13 protein-coding genes and 1 tRNA gene are annotated in these 14,570 nt (G+C 63.7%); 9 read left to right on the forward strand and 5 right to left on the reverse strand.

What is annotated here, in order from left to right:
• The first annotated feature begins 73 nt into the window (after positions 1-73).
• Positions 74-646 carry a fasciclin domain-containing protein gene (locus K3148_RS02275; RefSeq protein WP_221425726.1) on the forward strand — a complete coding sequence of 191 codons (573 nt, stop codon included), beginning with the start codon at positions 74-76 and terminating at the stop codon, positions 644-646.
• 192 nt (positions 647-838) lie between these two features.
• On the forward strand, positions 839-1,543 hold the full coding sequence (locus tag K3148_RS02280; protein ID WP_221425727.1) for a polysaccharide deacetylase family protein: 705 nt from the start codon (positions 839-841) through the stop codon (positions 1,541-1,543).
• Between the two features lie 73 nt (positions 1,544-1,616).
• On the opposite strand, the gene clpX is transcribed toward K3148_RS02280, so the two are convergent.
• From clpX to K3148_RS02295, 3 genes are all read right to left on the reverse strand, one after another.
• Entirely contained in the window at positions 1,617-2,873 is a 1,257-nt protein-coding gene (gene clpX, locus K3148_RS02285) for an ATP-dependent Clp protease ATP-binding subunit ClpX (RefSeq protein ID WP_221425728.1), read from the reverse strand.
• 195 nt (positions 2,874-3,068) lie between these two features.
• Positions 3,069-3,782 (reverse strand): ATP-dependent Clp protease proteolytic subunit, encoded by a 714-nt coding sequence (locus K3148_RS02290; protein ID WP_221425729.1) that lies wholly within the window; start codon positions 3,780-3,782, stop codon positions 3,069-3,071.
• Positions 3,783-3,893: 111 nt separating this feature from the next.
• Entirely contained in the window at positions 3,894-5,615 is a 1,722-nt protein-coding gene (locus K3148_RS02295; RefSeq protein ID WP_221425730.1) for a methyl-accepting chemotaxis protein, read from the reverse strand.
• Between the two features lie 381 nt (positions 5,616-5,996).
• On the opposite strand from K3148_RS02295, the gene K3148_RS02300 reads away from it, so the two are divergent.
• Complete coding sequence (locus K3148_RS02300; RefSeq protein ID WP_221425731.1) at positions 5,997-8,087, forward strand: TonB-dependent receptor plug domain-containing protein; 2,091 nt, start codon at positions 5,997-5,999, stop codon at positions 8,085-8,087.
• Between the two features lie 40 nt (positions 8,088-8,127).
• Positions 8,128-9,495: a cation:proton antiporter gene (locus K3148_RS02305; protein WP_221425732.1), complete on the forward strand. Its 1,368-nt coding sequence runs from the start codon at positions 8,128-8,130 to the stop codon at positions 9,493-9,495.
• A 76-nt stretch (positions 9,496-9,571) separates the two neighbouring features.
• Here the strand turns inward: K3148_RS02305 and tig are convergent, their stop codons facing one another.
• Both tig and K3148_RS02315 read right to left on the reverse strand, forming a co-directional pair.
• The gene (tig, locus tag K3148_RS02310; protein WP_221425733.1) at positions 9,572-11,122 is read right to left on the reverse strand and encodes a trigger factor; all 1,551 of its coding nucleotides are present in this window, start codon (positions 11,120-11,122) and stop codon (positions 9,572-9,574) included.
• A 60-nt stretch (positions 11,123-11,182) separates the two neighbouring features.
• Positions 11,183-11,267 (reverse strand) — tRNA-Leu (locus tag K3148_RS02315).
• A 151-nt stretch (positions 11,268-11,418) separates the two neighbouring features.
• Here K3148_RS02315 and K3148_RS02320 point away from each other — a divergent pair.
• The 5 genes from K3148_RS02320 (at position 11,419) to K3148_RS02340 (ending at position 14,389) form a co-directional block, all read left to right on the forward strand.
• On the forward strand, positions 11,419-11,667 hold the full coding sequence (locus tag K3148_RS02320) for a hypothetical protein (protein ID WP_221425734.1): 249 nt from the start codon (positions 11,419-11,421) through the stop codon (positions 11,665-11,667).
• 23 nt (positions 11,668-11,690) lie between these two features.
• Positions 11,691-11,861, forward strand: coding sequence for a hypothetical protein (locus tag K3148_RS02325; RefSeq protein ID WP_221425735.1), 171 nt, complete (start codon positions 11,691-11,693; stop codon positions 11,859-11,861).
• A gap of 69 nt (positions 11,862-11,930) precedes the next feature.
• Entirely contained in the window at positions 11,931-12,227 is a 297-nt protein-coding gene (locus K3148_RS02330; protein WP_221425736.1) for a DUF3297 family protein, read from the forward strand.
• 211 nt (positions 12,228-12,438) lie between these two features.
• On the forward strand, positions 12,439-13,878 hold the full coding sequence (gene der, locus K3148_RS02335; RefSeq protein ID WP_221425737.1) for a ribosome biogenesis GTPase Der: 1,440 nt from the start codon (positions 12,439-12,441) through the stop codon (positions 13,876-13,878).
• The gene (locus tag K3148_RS02340) at positions 13,871-14,389 is read left to right on the forward strand and encodes a DUF2721 domain-containing protein (protein ID WP_221425738.1); all 519 of its coding nucleotides are present in this window, start codon (positions 13,871-13,873) and stop codon (positions 14,387-14,389) included. The genes der and K3148_RS02340 overlap by 8 nt, the downstream gene beginning before the upstream one ends.
• Positions 14,390-14,570: the final 181 nt, after the last annotated feature.

Consider the following 14,570-nt stretch of genomic DNA (forward strand, 5'->3'; position numbering starts at 1 on the left):
CATCCGCCGCGGCGGGCGCTTCGTAACTCCACGCACAAGTTGGACGGGGCTTGTGACAAACAGGAGTTACCCGATGATCATTTCCAAGCAGCTCAAGGCCGCAGCGGCCGCATCCGTCCTCGCAATGGGCGGCCTCGCCCTTGCCACCGGCGCCCCGGCGCTCGCGCACAACCACAAGGAAAAGCCGGCCAAAACGCAGGCGAATATCGTCCAGACCGCAATTGGCACCGGCGTCCATGAGACGCTTGTCGCCGTAGTGCAGGCCGCCGACCTTGCGGATACGCTTTCCTCGCCCGGCCCCTTCACCGTTTTCGCGCCTACCGATGACGCCTTCGCCGCGCTTCCGGCCGGTACGGTCGACAGCCTGCTGCTGCCCGAGAACAAGCACCAGTTGCAGGACATCCTGAAATACCACGTCGTCGCCGGGCGCGTGCCCGCCGCGGCCCTTTCCGCCGCAATCACGCGGAGCGGCGGCAGCTACAGTTTCGAAACGGTCGCAGGCGAAACCCTGACCGCGAGCTTTTCGGGCGACAACAACATCGTGATCACCGACGGCGCCAACCGCACGAGCACCGTGACCATGGCCGATGTGAAGACAACCAACGGCGTGATCCACGTCACCAACGGCGTCTTCCTGCCGGGCTGACCCTCCGCATTCCTCCAGCGCCGCAGGGTTCCCCCTTTTGCAGAAGCGGCGCCACTGGCCCCGCCCGCCGATCCAACCCGGCCGGCGGGGCCTTTTTTTTCATTCGCGTGAAAGCATCCCAACCGAAGTGTGATCGCGATCCATTGCGCGCTCACCCGGCATTGGATAGCGCCCTCCGTCGAGGAGAGCGGAATGCAAAAGCGTTGGATAATCGTTCCAATCGTGGTGCTGGCTGCCGTTGGCGGGCTTTGGCAAATATCGAAGGCGAAATGTTTTCAGTTGGTCGGGGACGTCGTCTGCCGCGTGGAAACCCAGCGCAAGATCGTTGCCCTGAGCTTCGACGATGGCCCGACGCCGGAAGGCGTCGACGCGATATTGCCGATCCTTGCGAAATACGATGCCTCCGCCACCTTTTTCCTGATCGGAAGCAGGATGGAGCGCTTTCCCGGCTCTGCCGAGAAACTGTTGGCCGCAGGGCACGAGCTGGGAAATCACTCCTACACCCATCAACGCAATTTGCTGAAGCCGCAAAGCTTTTATGAAACCGAAGTCAACCGGACACAGGCGCTGCTGCAGACAGCCGGGTCAGACACTCGCTGGTTTCGTCCGCCATTCGGGAAACGCCTGATTGGTCTTCCGCTCGCGGTCGAACGGGCCGATCTGCTGACCATTACCTGGGATGTGGAGGAGCAGCCAGAAAAGTTCGACGGCAATCCAAGAGCCTTCGCCAGCGACATCATCGCACGCGTGAGGCCGGGATCGATCATCCTGATGCATCCGATGTATCGCCACAACCAGACCGCCCGCGATGCCCTGCCACTTGTCCTCCAAGGGTTGCAGGAGCGTGGCTACGAGGTGGTCAGCGTTTCCCGATTACTGGACGCCGCCCCGGATTGATCCTTGCCGAACGCGAAGACGCCGCGCAGTCGCTGGACTACGCGGCGTCTCGAAATAGCTGGTTCTGAAGAGCCTAGGCCGCTTCTTCCTTGGGGCCGTGAACCTGGATCGGGTCCTTCTTGCCTTCGACCACATCGGCGTCGATCACGATCTCGGTCACGCCGTCCATGTCGGGCAGGTCGAACATCGTGTCGAGCAGGATGCCTTCCACGATCGAGCGCAGGCCGCGGGCACCCGTCTTGCGGGCGATGGCCTTCTCGGCGATCTTCTTGAGCGCGTCTTCCTGGAAGGTAAGCTCCACGTTCTCGAGTTCGAAGAGCTTCGCATACTGCTTGCACAGCGCGTTCTTCGGCTCGGTCAGGATGGTGATCAGCGCATCGGTGTCAAGATCGCGCAGCGTGGCAATGACCGGCAGGCGGCCGACGAATTCGGGGATCAGGCCGAACTTCAAGAGATCTTCCGGCTCGCCCTTTTCGAGCAGTTCGCCGATGCGGCGCTTGTCCGGATCGGCGACATGCGCGCCGAAGCCGATCGAGCGCTTCTGCAGGCGGTCGGCGATGATCTTTTCAAGCCCTGCGAAGGCGCCGCCACAGATGAACAGGATGTTCGTCGTGTCGACCTGCAGGAATTCCTGCTGCGGATGCTTGCGGCCGCCCTGCGGCGGTACGCTGGCCGTGGTGCCTTCCATCAGCTTGAGGAGTGCCTGCTGCACGCCCTCGCCCGACACGTCGCGCGTGATCGAGGGATTTTCCGCCTTGCGGGTGATCTTGTCGATTTCGTCGATATAGACGATGCCGTGCTGGGCCTTCTCGACGTTGTAGTCGGACGCCTGCAGCAGCTTCAAAATGATGTTCTCCACGTCCTCGCCCACGTAACCGGCTTCGGTCAGCGTGGTGGCGTCGGCCATGGTGAAGGGCACGTCGAAGGTGCGCGCCAGCGTCTGCGCCAGCAGCGTCTTGCCGCAGCCGGTCGGGCCGACGAGCAGGATGTTCGACTTGGCAAGCTCGACATCGCCTGCCTTGCCGCCGTGCTTGAGGCGCTTGTAGTGGTTGTGCACCGCGACCGAGAGGACGCGCTTGGCGCGGTCCTGACCGATCACGTAATCGTTGAGCGTCTCGAAGATTTCTTTGGGCGTCGGGACGTCGCCGTCTTTCTTGCCGGAGATGCCCGCCTTGGTTTCTTCGCGGATGATGTCGTTGCACAGTTCGACGCATTCATCGCAGATGAACACGGTCGGGCCCGCAATCAGCTTGCGCACCTCGTGCTGCGACTTGCCGCAAAAGCTGCAGTACAGCGTGGATTTGCTATCGGTTCCGCTCAACTTGGTCATTTCCTGCTCTGCCCCCGCCTAGCCCTACAATACAGGGATTCGCCGACTCTAGGCCGGTGACGGGATGGGTCAATATCTCACTACCAGCTACCCCTTGCCATAAGCTGAAGGCCAAAGGGTTGCCCGGTGGCTAGGACAAATCTGCAACAGTCCCCCTGGGAGACAAAAGCACCCAGGGTTACTGCGGGGTAAAGATTACTCCGGCGCGCCGCCCGAGCCCTTGTCCTCGTCCTTCACCGGCTCGTCGTCGCCCTCGTTTTCGGGGCGCGCTTCGAACACCTTGTCGACGATGCCGAATTTCATCGCTTCCTCGGCCTCGAGGAAGGTGTCGCGGTCCATCGCCTTTTCAATCTCGGTCAGGCTCTTGCCGGTGTACTGGACATAAAGGTCGTTCATACGCTTGCGGATCCGCAGGATCTCGCGCGCCTGGATTTCGATGTCCGACGCCATGCCGCGGGCACCGCCCGAAGGCTGGTGGACCATGATGCGGGCGTTGGGCAGCGCGATGCGCATGCCGGGTTCGCCAGCGGCAAGGAGGAAGCTGCCCATCGAGGCGGCCTGGCCGATGCACACGGTCGAGACGCGCGGCTTGATGTACTGCATGGTGTCGTGGATCGCCATGCCGGCCGTCACCACGCCGCCGGGCGAGTTAATGTACATGCTGATCGGCTTGGACGGGTTTTCGCTTTCGAGGAACAGCAGCTGCGCCACGATGAGCGAGGCCATGGTGTCTTCCACCTGGCCGGTGACGAAGACGATGCGTTCGCGCAGCAGGCGGCTGAAGATGTCAAAGGCGCGTTCGCCGCGGCTCGACTGTTCGACCACGGTCGGCACCAGCGCCCCGGTGATGGGATCGCGGGTGAACTGGCCCTGCGTGCCGTGTGCTTCGCTGCCGAAGAGGTCGATCATGAAAATCCTTCCGTCTGAATATCGTGCGCCTATGTCGCCATCGCAGGCGCGATGTTCAAGGGGGTTAATTACGCACTCGGCGAACTACCCCCAGCAAGCGTGATATCGGCGTCAGGCCGCGCGGACGTGTTCGAGGAACTCGGCCACTTGCGCACGCAGCACTTCGGCCTGCTGTTCGAGCGAGGTGCAGCCGGTCAGCACCTGGCTGGCTGCCGCGCCGGTCGCCACCGCCATGCGGCTGACCTCGTCCATATCGCCGCTCACCGCCTCGGTGTTGCGGGCTGCAGCATCGATGCTGCGCGCCAGTTCCTGGCCGGCGACCGCCTGCTGGTCGACCGCCGCCGCGATCGAGGTCGAGGTCACTCCCAGTTCGCCGACCTCGTCGGTGATCTTGCGCAGTGCGCCTGCGCTGGCCGAGGACGAGCTCTGGATCAGCTTGATCTGCGCTTCGACCTCTTCGGTGGCCCGCGCGGTCTGGGCGGCGAGTTCCTTCACCTCGCTCGCCACCACAGCGAACCCGCGCCCTGCCTCGCCGCCGCGCGCGGCCTCGATGCTGGCGTTGAGGGCGAGGAGGTTGGTGCGCTGGGCGATCTGGCCGATCATTTCGACCACTTGCCCGACATGGGTCGCCATCTGGTCGAGCTCGGAGACGGTCCCTTGCGCGTCCTGCGCCGCATTATTGGCCTGTCCGGCGCGCTCGGCGCTGGAGGCGGCCTGGCGGCTGATCTCGCCGATCGACATCACGAATTCGTCGCTTGCCGCCGCCGCGCCGGTGACGACACCCGAGGTGTCGGCGAGCAGGCGCGAGGCGTTGATGACGCGCGCGCTCGATTGCTCGGCGTTGTCCGACATCGTGCGCGCGGCCTCCTTGAGCTGGCCGCTGGCGGAGGCAACATCCTGCGCAACGCCGCTGACCATGCGCTCGAAGCTGTCAGCCAGGTTCTGGATCGCGGCGACCTTGCGGTTGCGCTCCTCGGCAGAGGCGACCTGGTTTTCCAGTTCGAGACTGGCCTTCTCGCGCGCCGCGTCCTGCATGACACGCAGCCTTTCGAGCGCACGGGCCATCTCGCCGATTTCGTCCTTGCGGTGAATTTCTGGAATTTCCAGATCGCTCGCGCCCTCGGCGAGTAGCGTGCTGGTTTCGCCGATGTTGCGGATCGGGGCGACGACACGCCGCGCGATAATCTTGCGGCCGAGCAAGACGGTGAACAGCGAGGCGATGCCGAGCAGCAGCATGACGATGATGAAGGTCTCGATTTCCTGCATCTTGGTCCGTTCGACACGGTAGAGCGCGACCTCGGCGCGGTTGCGCAGATCGTTTGAAATCTGCCCCACCGCATAGCCATGCTTGAAGGCCGGGATAACCGCGCCGTAGATGTCCTCTGCCGGGGTTGTGTAGAGCGCCTGGAGCGATGTCTTGAGGCCGGCGAGTTCCGTGTCGATCCGCGTCAGCGAAGCCAGTGCTTCGCTCTCTTCCGCGCCATAAAGCGCGCGCAAGGCCGCGCTCTGCTCGATGCCCTGATCCACCATTTCGATGGCGGTATCGAGATCCTGTGCGCGGTTTCCTTCATCGAGGAAATTGCCGAGGCTTTCCTGCGAGGCGTGTACATTTGCGCCAATGCGCGAAACCAGCAGGGTCTGTTCCGTGATCGAAGTGAGTTCCTGCGAGTTCTGTTCGATCCGCTTGAACCCGAAGGTCGCCACGAGGCACAACACCACCACGCCCAGGGCGAAGGCGGCAAACAGCCCGTTCATCTGGCGCGCAATCGATTTGCCGCCCGACGGCAAGGATTGCGCCGGTACGTAGTCATCGTAATCGGAGGAATAGGACACGTCGGAAACTCGCGATCTCTTGCGCGGGTCCGTCGGAGCTCTCCCGACGCTGCGACACAGGGGTGCGCGGCCGCGCGTCAGGTCCGGCGCCAAGGACCGGTCTGCCGCTGCCTGCTACCCCCACCGCGACCCGCTTGTTCTTCTTCGGTTGGTGGCGAACCCTCGAATCGCTCCGTGGGCCATGACGTTCATCCCTATGCCCACGGGGTAATGGAAACGTTAACCAAACCGCGACCGCGGCCCCCGCTGATTGCGAGGCACATTCATCGATCACACAAGTTGAAAGGAAAACGCTTGTCGGGCTCCGAATGCCATTGGTCGACCGCGGCTTGGGTTGATTGGCTACAGTTGTAGACGAATGACACACCCAGAGGAGAGAGAATGTCTATTCGTACCGCCGCCAGCCGCCTCGCCCTAGCGTGTGCGCTTGCTCTGCCAGTGAATGCAGCCGCCAAGGACGGCGAAACCGCACTGGCTGAAACCGCACCCTCTCAGGCTGCGGACACGGCACGGGTTTTCGAGCCTGCGTATTTCGCCCAATTCGCTCCGCGCAATGCGCTCGACATGGTCAGCCGCATTCCGGGGTTCTCCATTTCCGGCGGGAATGACAACGGCCAGCGCGGCCTGGGTCAGGCGAACCAGAACGTGCTGGTCAATGGAGAGCGCTTTTCAAGCAAATCGGATTCGCTGCGCGACCAGCTACGCCGCATCCCCGCCTCCGATGTCGTGCGGATCGAACTGGTCGACGGTAACACGCTGGACGTACCCGGTCTGACCGGCCTCGTCGCCAATGTCATCTACGCCGCGCAAGGCGCTTCGGGGCAGTTCCGTTGGGACACCGGCTTTCGCGCGCACAACACCTCCGCGCAGCTCTATGGCGGCGAGATTTCGGTGACCGGCAGCGACGGCCCGCTCGATTTCACCGTATCGCTTTCCAACGACAACAACCGCTTCGGCGCCGATGGACCGGTGCTCATTACCGCAGCCGATGGCTCACTTATCGAGCGGCAGGAGACGAAATTCTCCGGCGGGTTCGACAATCCCAAGCTCTCGACCAGTTTCTCCTATGATTTGGGCGGAGAGACCACGGCCAATCTCAACCTGAGCTATGGCGAGGACTTCTTCTTCCGCAACGAACCCGAAATCGGCTTTCCGGTTGACGGTCCGGTTCGGACGCGCGACGTCCGTGTCCGCGAGGACGGGCCGCAATACGAAATCGGCGCGGACATCGAATTCCCGCTTGCTGGCGGCAAGCTCAAGCTGATCGGCCTTGAACGCTTCGAGCGTGACAATTTTGCCGTCACGCTCGTCGATTCCTTCGACGACGGCAGCGCATCCACCGGTTCGCGCTTCCGCCAGACCAATGGTGCGGGCGAGCGTATCGGCCGGGCCGAATATGGCTGGCGTATGCTCGACGCCGACTGGCAGCTTTCGGGAGAGGCCGCTTTCAACCGGCTGGACCGCGTATCCCAGCTGTTCGAGCTTGCTCCTTCCGGCGACTTCGTACGCATCGCTTTCCCGGCCGGCACGGGTGGCGTGACCGAAGACCGCTACGAAGGCAGCCTGTCCCTGTCGAAGGAGCTTTCCCCCACCCTTTCGGTGCAGGCCATCGGCGCAATGGAGTTCTCGCGCATCGAGCAGACGGGCTCTGCGGCCAATTCGCGCAGTTTTCGGCGGCCGAAGGGCTCGCTCGCCACCACCTGGAAGCCGGCCGACGATTTCGACGTCTCGCTTACCCTTGCGCGCCGCGTGAGCCAGCTTTCCTTCGGCGATTTCCTCGCCAGCGTCTCGCTCAACACCGATAACGAGAACGGCGGCAACAACCAGCTGCAACCCTATCAGAGCTGGAACATCGACCTGGAAGCCAACAAGCGTCTGGGTCCGTGGGGCTCGCTCAAATTCGAGGCGCGGCAGGCCTGGTTCGAGGATTTCATCGACTGGTTCCCGCTCGAAAACGGCGGGGAAGCGCGCGGGAATATCGGCGATGCGGAGCGCACCCATCTTGAGGCGACGGCCACGCTCAATCTCGATCCGATCGGCATCGGCGGTGCCCGCATCGACCTGCGCGGCGTGAAGCGCTGGATGAGCGTGACCGACCCGTTTACGGGCGAACTTCGCGATTTCTCGTGGGACCAGCGCGGCGTCATCGACATCGACTTCCGTCACGACATTCCCAGCACCGACTGGGCATGGGGCGCCAATCTCTACAGCGACGACAGGGCGGGCTATTCGCGGCTGCGCGAAACCGGCCGCGAATGGGAAGGGCCGACCTTCCTCAATCTGTTCGTGGAGCACAAGGATGTCATGGGGCTGACGGTAAACGCCGGTTTCCGCAACCTGCTCGGCGCACGGCAGAGGTTCTACCGCACCGTCTTCGAGACCGACAGGCCCGACGCCGAGATCGCCTATCGCGAGGACATGGACCGCCGCATCGGCCCGATCTTCCGCTTCTCGGTCAGCGGAGATTTCTGATCGCCCCTGAACCAAGCGCGCAACCGCGCGTTCGGTAGGGATGGAATTCGAACCGCGCATCTTCCTCTTCGTAATCTTCGGCCTCGGCCTCGTGCTGGCCGTCACGCTGGAAAAATGGCTCGCCCGGTTCTGGCTCTCGCTGCCGATCGTCTATGTGGCGGCGGGCTTTGCGCTCTATTCGCTGCCCGTCGACTTGCCCCACATCAACCCGACCTTTGACGGCTTCGATGCGTTGGCGCTCGAATATGTGACCGAGTTCATCGTCATCGCTTCGCTGATGGCGGCCGGCATCGCGATCGACCGGCCGGTGAGCTGGAACAACTGGAAGCAGATCTGGCCGCTGCTGGTGATCGCCATGCCGCTGACGATTGCCGCGGTCGCGCTGCTTGGCTGGTGGGCGCTCGGCCTGCCGGTGGCGAGCGCGCTGCTGCTGGGCGCAGCTATGGCGCCGACCGATCCGGTGCTGGCGCGCAGCGTGCAGGTCGGGCCTCCGGGCGACAACGAGCGTCACGATGTGCGCTTTTCGCTGACCGTGGAAGCCGGGCTTAACGACGGGCTCGCCTTTCCCTTCACCTATCTCGCCATTGCCGCGGTGGGCATGGCCTCGCTCGGCGGGTGGACGCTCGAATGGTTCGCGCTCGATTTCGTCTGGCGCATTGCCGCCGGGGTCGTCGTTGGCTGGGCCGTGGGTCGGCTCGGCGCCTGGTACGTGTTCGAGCGCGAGGCCGACGCGCCGATGGAAGAGATCGACGAGGCCAGCGAGAGCGCCGACCAGCCGAAATATTCGACCAGCGAGGGCCTCATCGTGCTCGGCACTCTGCTGCTTGCCTATGGGCTGGCGGAACTGGCCGCAGGCTATGGCTTCCTCGCGGTCTTCGTCGGCGCGGTTACCGCCCGCCAGCGGGAGAACCGCAGCCGCTATCACAAGCTCAGCCACCACTTCATCGACCAGATCGAGCAGATCGTGCTGGTCGCCGTCCTGTTCGGCTTCGGCGCCATGCTGGCGAGCGGCGTACTCGACGCGCTGACCTGGCCCGCCGCGCTGGTCGGGCTGGCGCTGGTCTTTGTGATCCGCCCGCTTGCCGGAATGCTTTCCGAAGCCTTTTGCGACCTGCCGTTGATCGGGCGCGTTGCGATTGCCTTCCTCGGTGTGCGCGGCATGGGGTCGATCTATTACCTCGCCTACGGCCAGAACCACGCGCAGTTCGAAGGGCTGGACGTGCTGTGGGCGACGGCGAGCTTCACCATCCTCGTCTCGATCGTGGTCCACGGCATCGTGGCGGGACCGCTGATCGCCTATGTCGAGCGCCGCCGCGCGCATATCCATCAGGGGCAGGAGGAAGAAATGGCCTGCCTCGCGCCCGACAATTCGCGGCTCGCCCTCGAGCGTCCGTCCAAGCCCGGCTGATTTCCGAACGAGCAACGAAAAGGGGCGGCAGGATCGCTCCCGCCGCCCCTTCGCAATTTCTCAAGCCAGTCGAAGCTTACTTCTTGGCAGCAGCCTTCTTGGCCGGCGCCTTCTTCTTGGCTGCGGGCTTCTTCTCGCCCTCGTCCTTCTTGGCGGCGGCCTTCTTGGCAGGAGCCTTCTTCGCTGCCGGCTTCTTCTCGTCCTTCTTGTCGTCGGACTTCTTGGCAGCTGCCTTCTTCGCCGGAGCCTTCTTGGCAGCGGCCTTCTTCTTGGCCGGCTTCTTGGCGGCTTCTTCGCCCTCATCCGCTTCGATCGCGGCTTCGAGTTCCTCGCGCGTTACTTCGCGATCGGTGATCTCGGCCTTGTCGAAGAGGAAGTCGACGACCTTGTCTTCATAGAGCGGGGCGCGCAGCTGGGCGGCGGCCATCGGTTCCTGCTGGATGTACTGGATGAAGCGTTCGCGATCTTCGGGGCGGTACTGCTGTGCCGCCTGCTGGATCAGCATGCTCATTTCCTGCGAGGTGACCTGGACGTTGTTCGCCTGGCCGATTTCCGACAGCAGCAGGCCGAGGCGCACGCGGCGTTCGGCGATCGAACGGTAATCGTCCTTTTCCGCTTCCATTTCCTTCAGCATCTCTTCGGGATTTTCCGAACGAGCCGCTTCCTGCTGGAGCTGGGTCCAGATCTGGTCGAATTCCGCATCGACCATGCCCTGCGGCACGGCGAAATCGTGACCCGCAGCCAGCTGGTCGAGCAGCGAGCGCTTCATCTGCGTGCGGGTGAGGCCGGCGGTTTCCTGCTCGAGCTGGCTGCGCAGGAGTTCCTTCAGCTTGTCGAGACCGTCGAGGCCGAAGTTCTTGGCGAACTCGTCGTCGATCTTGGTGTCGCCTTCGACCTTCACTTGCTTCACCGTGACGTCGAATTCGGCCTTCTTGCCGGCCAGATGCGTCGCCTGGTAATCTTCGGGGAAGGTGACTTCGATGGTCTTGGCATCGCCGGTCTTCACGCCGACCAGCTGCTCTTCGAAGCCGGGGATGAACATGCCCGAACCCAGCACCAGCGCGGCGTCGTCGGCCTTGCCGCCTTCGAATTCGGTGCCGTCGACGCGGCCCACGAAGTCGATGATCAGCTGGTCGCCGTCGGCCGCCTTCTTGGACTTGGCGGCGTCCTTGTAGCTCTTGTTGTTCTCGGCCAGCTTGCCGATTGCGTCCATGACTTCATCGTCCGACACGGGAACGGTCAGGCGCTCGATGGCGATATCGTCGGTCGAGGGCGCGTCGATTTCGGGCAGCACTTCCAGTTCGACAGTGAGCTCGGCGTCCTTGCCTTCCTCATAGCCTTCGCCCAGCTCGACCTTCGGCTGCATCGCGGGCTTCAGCTTGTTGTCGGCCATGGTCTTGTCGACCGATTCGCGAATCATCTCGTTCACGGCTTCGGCGTGGAGCTGTTCGCCATGCATCTTGCGCACGAGGTTCGCGGGCACCTTGCCGGGGCGGAAGCCGGGCATCTTCACCTGCGGGGCGATCTTCTTGATCTGCGAATCGATGCGGGCATCGATTTCCTTGGCCGGAATGGTGATCGCGTAGGCGCGCTTCAGGCCGTCGTTGGCGGTTTCTTTGATCTGCATGGGTTGGGACTCGTAAGGTTACTGTCTGTCTGTGCGAATGGCCTGCGACAGGAGCGGAAATGGTGCGGGCGAAGGGACTCGAACCCCCACATCTTTCGATACTGGTACCTAAAACCAGCGCGTCTACCAATTCCGCCACGCCCGCAAACCGCAAAAGCATGGGCTGCGCTGACAGTTGCCCGCCGCGCATATAGGCGCGTGCCTCTAGAAGGATGCGATCAAAAGGGCAAGCGCGGCGACCGCTCAAGGAACACCCTTTCGCGTCGAAGCGTTCGTCAGGGGAAAGGATCGCGATCATGAGCGACTACGAAACCCCGAAAGTCCCGCCTGCAACGCCCCCGGTGATCGACCCCGACGTCGCCCCCAAGACGGCGGCGGAGATGGAGGCGGACGGCGAGACCGAAGGCGATGTCCTCGCCGACAAGACCGAACCCGACGACATCGACGTCGAGGCCGAACAGGCCATTCGCCCTGCCATGGATGGCGGACGCGGCGGCGAAGGCGAGCAGGCGCTCGACGCGGCGACCATGCTGCCGCCCGATTGATCGCAGCACGAAGGAGACACGCTATGGCGACCCAACCCACCCCCGATATCGAACCGGCGGCCCCGCAGGAAATGCCGCCCGGTGGTCCGCCCAACGAAGCGCCGATGCAGGAGCCTCCCGGCTTCGAGCCGTTGCAGCCCGATTACGACGATCCCTCCCCCGGCCCGGACGAGACGCCGACGCTTCCGGACTGAGGCTGGCCGGATTGAGCCTGGCCCGAATGCGCTTGCCGGGAACCCCGCCGCGCAGTACAGGCGCGCCCCATGAGTGAAGACACCAAGACAGACGACAAACCCCAGACGCCCCCGATGCAGCTTTCGATCAATCCGAAGAGCAAGCATTTCGACGTGGACGTGCTCCAGCGCGGCGTGGGCATCAAGTTCAAGGACCGCGTGCGCACCGATATCGAGGAATACAATATTCCCGAAGGCTGGGTGCGCGTGCAGGCCGGCAAGACCGTCGACCGGAATGGCAATCCGCTGACGCTGAAGCTCAACGGCCCGGTCGAAGCCTGGTTCGAAGACCTGGGCGAAAATCCGCCGGTCGCGAAGGCCGACTGAATCCGGCTTTCCTACATTCGGGCTTCGATGGCAGGACGCGTGGCATGAGCCTGTCCTGCCTCCGGAACCCGCGAAAAACCGCCGCTTGCGCAACCATTTCGCGCGGCGGCGTTTTTCTTTCCAGGACCGTGCTCCATCCGCTCCATCCTGTAGGATCGGCGTTCCGGTCTTGCCAAAGACCCCACCATCGCCCACCTCGCCGAGCATCATCATGACCCAAGTCGAGAAACCCACCGTCATCATCATCGGCCGGCCCAACGTCGGCAAGTCGACGCTGTTCAACCGGCTGATCGGCAAGAAGCTCGCGCTGGTCGACGACCAGCCGGGCGTAACGCGTGACCGCCGCATGGGCGATGCCGAGATTGCAGGGCTCGAGTTCACCGTGGTCGACACCGCCGGGTGGGAAGACGAAGACCCCGACAGCCTGCCGGGCCGGATGCGCAAGCAGACCGAAGTCAGCCTCGAAGGGGCCGATGCGGCGCTGTTCGTAGTCGATGCGCGCGCCGGGATCACCCCGCTCGACGAGGAGATCGCCCGCTGGCTGCGCAGCCAGGACGTGCCCGTCGTGCTCGCTTGCAACAAGGCGGAAGGCAAGGCGGCCGAGCCGGGTATCCTCGAAAGCTACAGCCTCGGCCTTGGCGAACCCATGGGCATCTCGGCCGAACACGGTGAAGGCATCGCGGACCTCTTCAGCGGGCTGTGGCCGATCATCGGCGCCAAGTCTGAAGCTGCCGAGGCGGCGGCTCAGGCCGAAGCAGAGTTGGACGAGGAGGACCTCTCCGGCCCGCTCAAGCTCGCCATCGTCGGACGACCCAACGCGGGCAAGTCGACGCTGATCAACCGCCTGCTGGGCGAAGACCGCCTGCTGACCGGCCCCGAAGCGGGCATCACGCGCGATTCCATCGCGGTCGACTGGGAATGGTTCGATCCCAAGGCGAACGAGCCACGCGAAATCCGCCTGATCGACACCGCCGGTATGCGCAAGCGCGCCAAGGTGACCGAGAAGCTGGAGAAGCTGTCGGTCGCCGATGCCAAGCGCGCGATCGACTTCGCCGAAGTCGTGGTGCTGCTGCTCGATGCAACCAAGGGTTTGGAACACCAGGACCTCAAGATCGCCAGCCAGGTGCTCGAGGAGGGCCGGGCGCTGATGGTGGCGATCAACAAGTGGGACATCGCCGAAAACGCCTCCTACCTCTTCAACGGGATCCGCGAAGCGCTCAACGAGGGGCTTAGCCAGGTCCGCGGCGTGCCGCTGTTCGCCGTGTCGGCCAAGACCGGCAAAGGTCTCGACACCATGCTGTCGGCCGCCTTCGAGCTGCGCGAGGCGTGGAGCCGGCGTGTGCCGACCGCCGCGCTCAACCGCTGGTTCGACGATGCGCTGGAAGCCAACCCCCCGCCCGCGCCGGGTGGCCGCCGCATCAAGCTGCGCTACATCACGCAGGCCAGCGTGCGTCCGCCGCGCTTCGTGGTCTTCGGTACGCGTCTCGACGACCTGCCCAAGAGCTACGAGCGCTATCTCGTCAACGGCATCCGCGCCAAGCTGGGCTTCGACGCCGTGCCGGTGCGCGTGGTGCTGAAGAGCCCCAAGAACCCTTACGACTCGAACCGCGGAGGGGGCGGCAAGTTCTCGGGCGGGCAAGGTCGTGACTGACGTCCTGCTGCTGATACCGGGGCTCGAACTGCTGGAGCGCACCAGTTCCTCGATCCGGGTCCAGAACGTGGTCCAGCTGTCGATGGCGCCGGCGTTCCTGCTCGCCGGGATCGGCGCGGTCATGAACGTCATGACCAACCGCCTGCTGTGGGTCGCGAACAAGATCGAACGCATCCTCGCCGCCGACGAGAAGAAGGAAGCGGGCGACCTGCTCGCCGAATTGCCCGCGCTCGAGCAACGCCGCATCCTTGCCCAGCGCGCGGTAATGCTGAGCACGGCGGCAGCGTTCACCATCAGCATCGTGATCATGCTGCTGTTCGTGAGCGCCTTCGTTAAGACCCCGCTCGGTACCTTTGTGGCCTTCACCTGGATGCTCACGATGGGGCTGCTGATGGCGGGACTCGCCTTCTTCCTGCAGGAGACGCGCACGGCCGCACGGCGCAATCTGGAGCGGATGAAGGAACGGCATTACGGCCCCCAGGACGCCGATCGCCGCGAAGAAGGCTCATAAATACGGTCACTTGCCCTTGCGGTGAGACCGTAGGACAACGGTAGCCTCCTGTTCATCCGCCGCAGCGCACCCCTTTCCTACAGAAAAGGAGAGGTGCCATGCCCCGCATTGAGATTGCCCTGTGTTTGCGAAACGCTGGAGCAGATCACACGGTTATAGCCGAGGCTCTCGATCTGCCCAC

This window comes from Qipengyuania aurantiaca, assembly GCF_019711375.1.
In the GTDB taxonomy this organism is placed as follows: domain Bacteria; phylum Pseudomonadota; class Alphaproteobacteria; order Sphingomonadales; family Sphingomonadaceae; genus Qipengyuania; species Qipengyuania aurantiaca.

Bases quoted from the DNA above. Each gene is read 5' to 3' on its own strand.
- clpX (WP_221425728.1), bottom strand. From the start codon at position 2,873: ATGACCAAGTTGAGCGGAACCGATAGCAAATCCACGCTGTACTGCAGC.
- K3148_RS02330 (WP_221425736.1), top strand. From the start codon at position 11,931: ATGAGTGAAGACACCAAGACAGACGACAAACCCCAGACGCCCCCGATG.
- K3148_RS02325 (WP_221425735.1), top strand. From the start codon at position 11,691: ATGGCGACCCAACCCACCCCCGATATCGAACCGGCGGCCCCGCAGGAA.
- K3148_RS02275 (WP_221425726.1), top strand. From the start codon at position 74: ATGATCATTTCCAAGCAGCTCAAGGCCGCAGCGGCCGCATCCGTCCTC.
- der (WP_221425737.1), top strand. From the start codon at position 12,439: ATGACCCAAGTCGAGAAACCCACCGTCATCATCATCGGCCGGCCCAAC.
- K3148_RS02320 (WP_221425734.1), top strand. From the start codon at position 11,419: ATGAGCGACTACGAAACCCCGAAAGTCCCGCCTGCAACGCCCCCGGTG.
- K3148_RS02290 (WP_221425729.1), bottom strand. From the start codon at position 3,782: ATGATCGACCTCTTCGGCAGCGAAGCACACGGCACGCAGGGCCAGTTC.
- K3148_RS02280 (WP_221425727.1), top strand. From the start codon at position 839: ATGCAAAAGCGTTGGATAATCGTTCCAATCGTGGTGCTGGCTGCCGTT.
- tig (WP_221425733.1), bottom strand. From the start codon at position 11,122: ATGCAGATCAAAGAAACCGCCAACGACGGCCTGAAGCGCGCCTACGCG.
- K3148_RS02305 (WP_221425732.1), top strand. From the start codon at position 8,128: ATGGAATTCGAACCGCGCATCTTCCTCTTCGTAATCTTCGGCCTCGGC.
- K3148_RS02300 (WP_221425731.1), top strand. From the start codon at position 5,997: ATGTCTATTCGTACCGCCGCCAGCCGCCTCGCCCTAGCGTGTGCGCTT.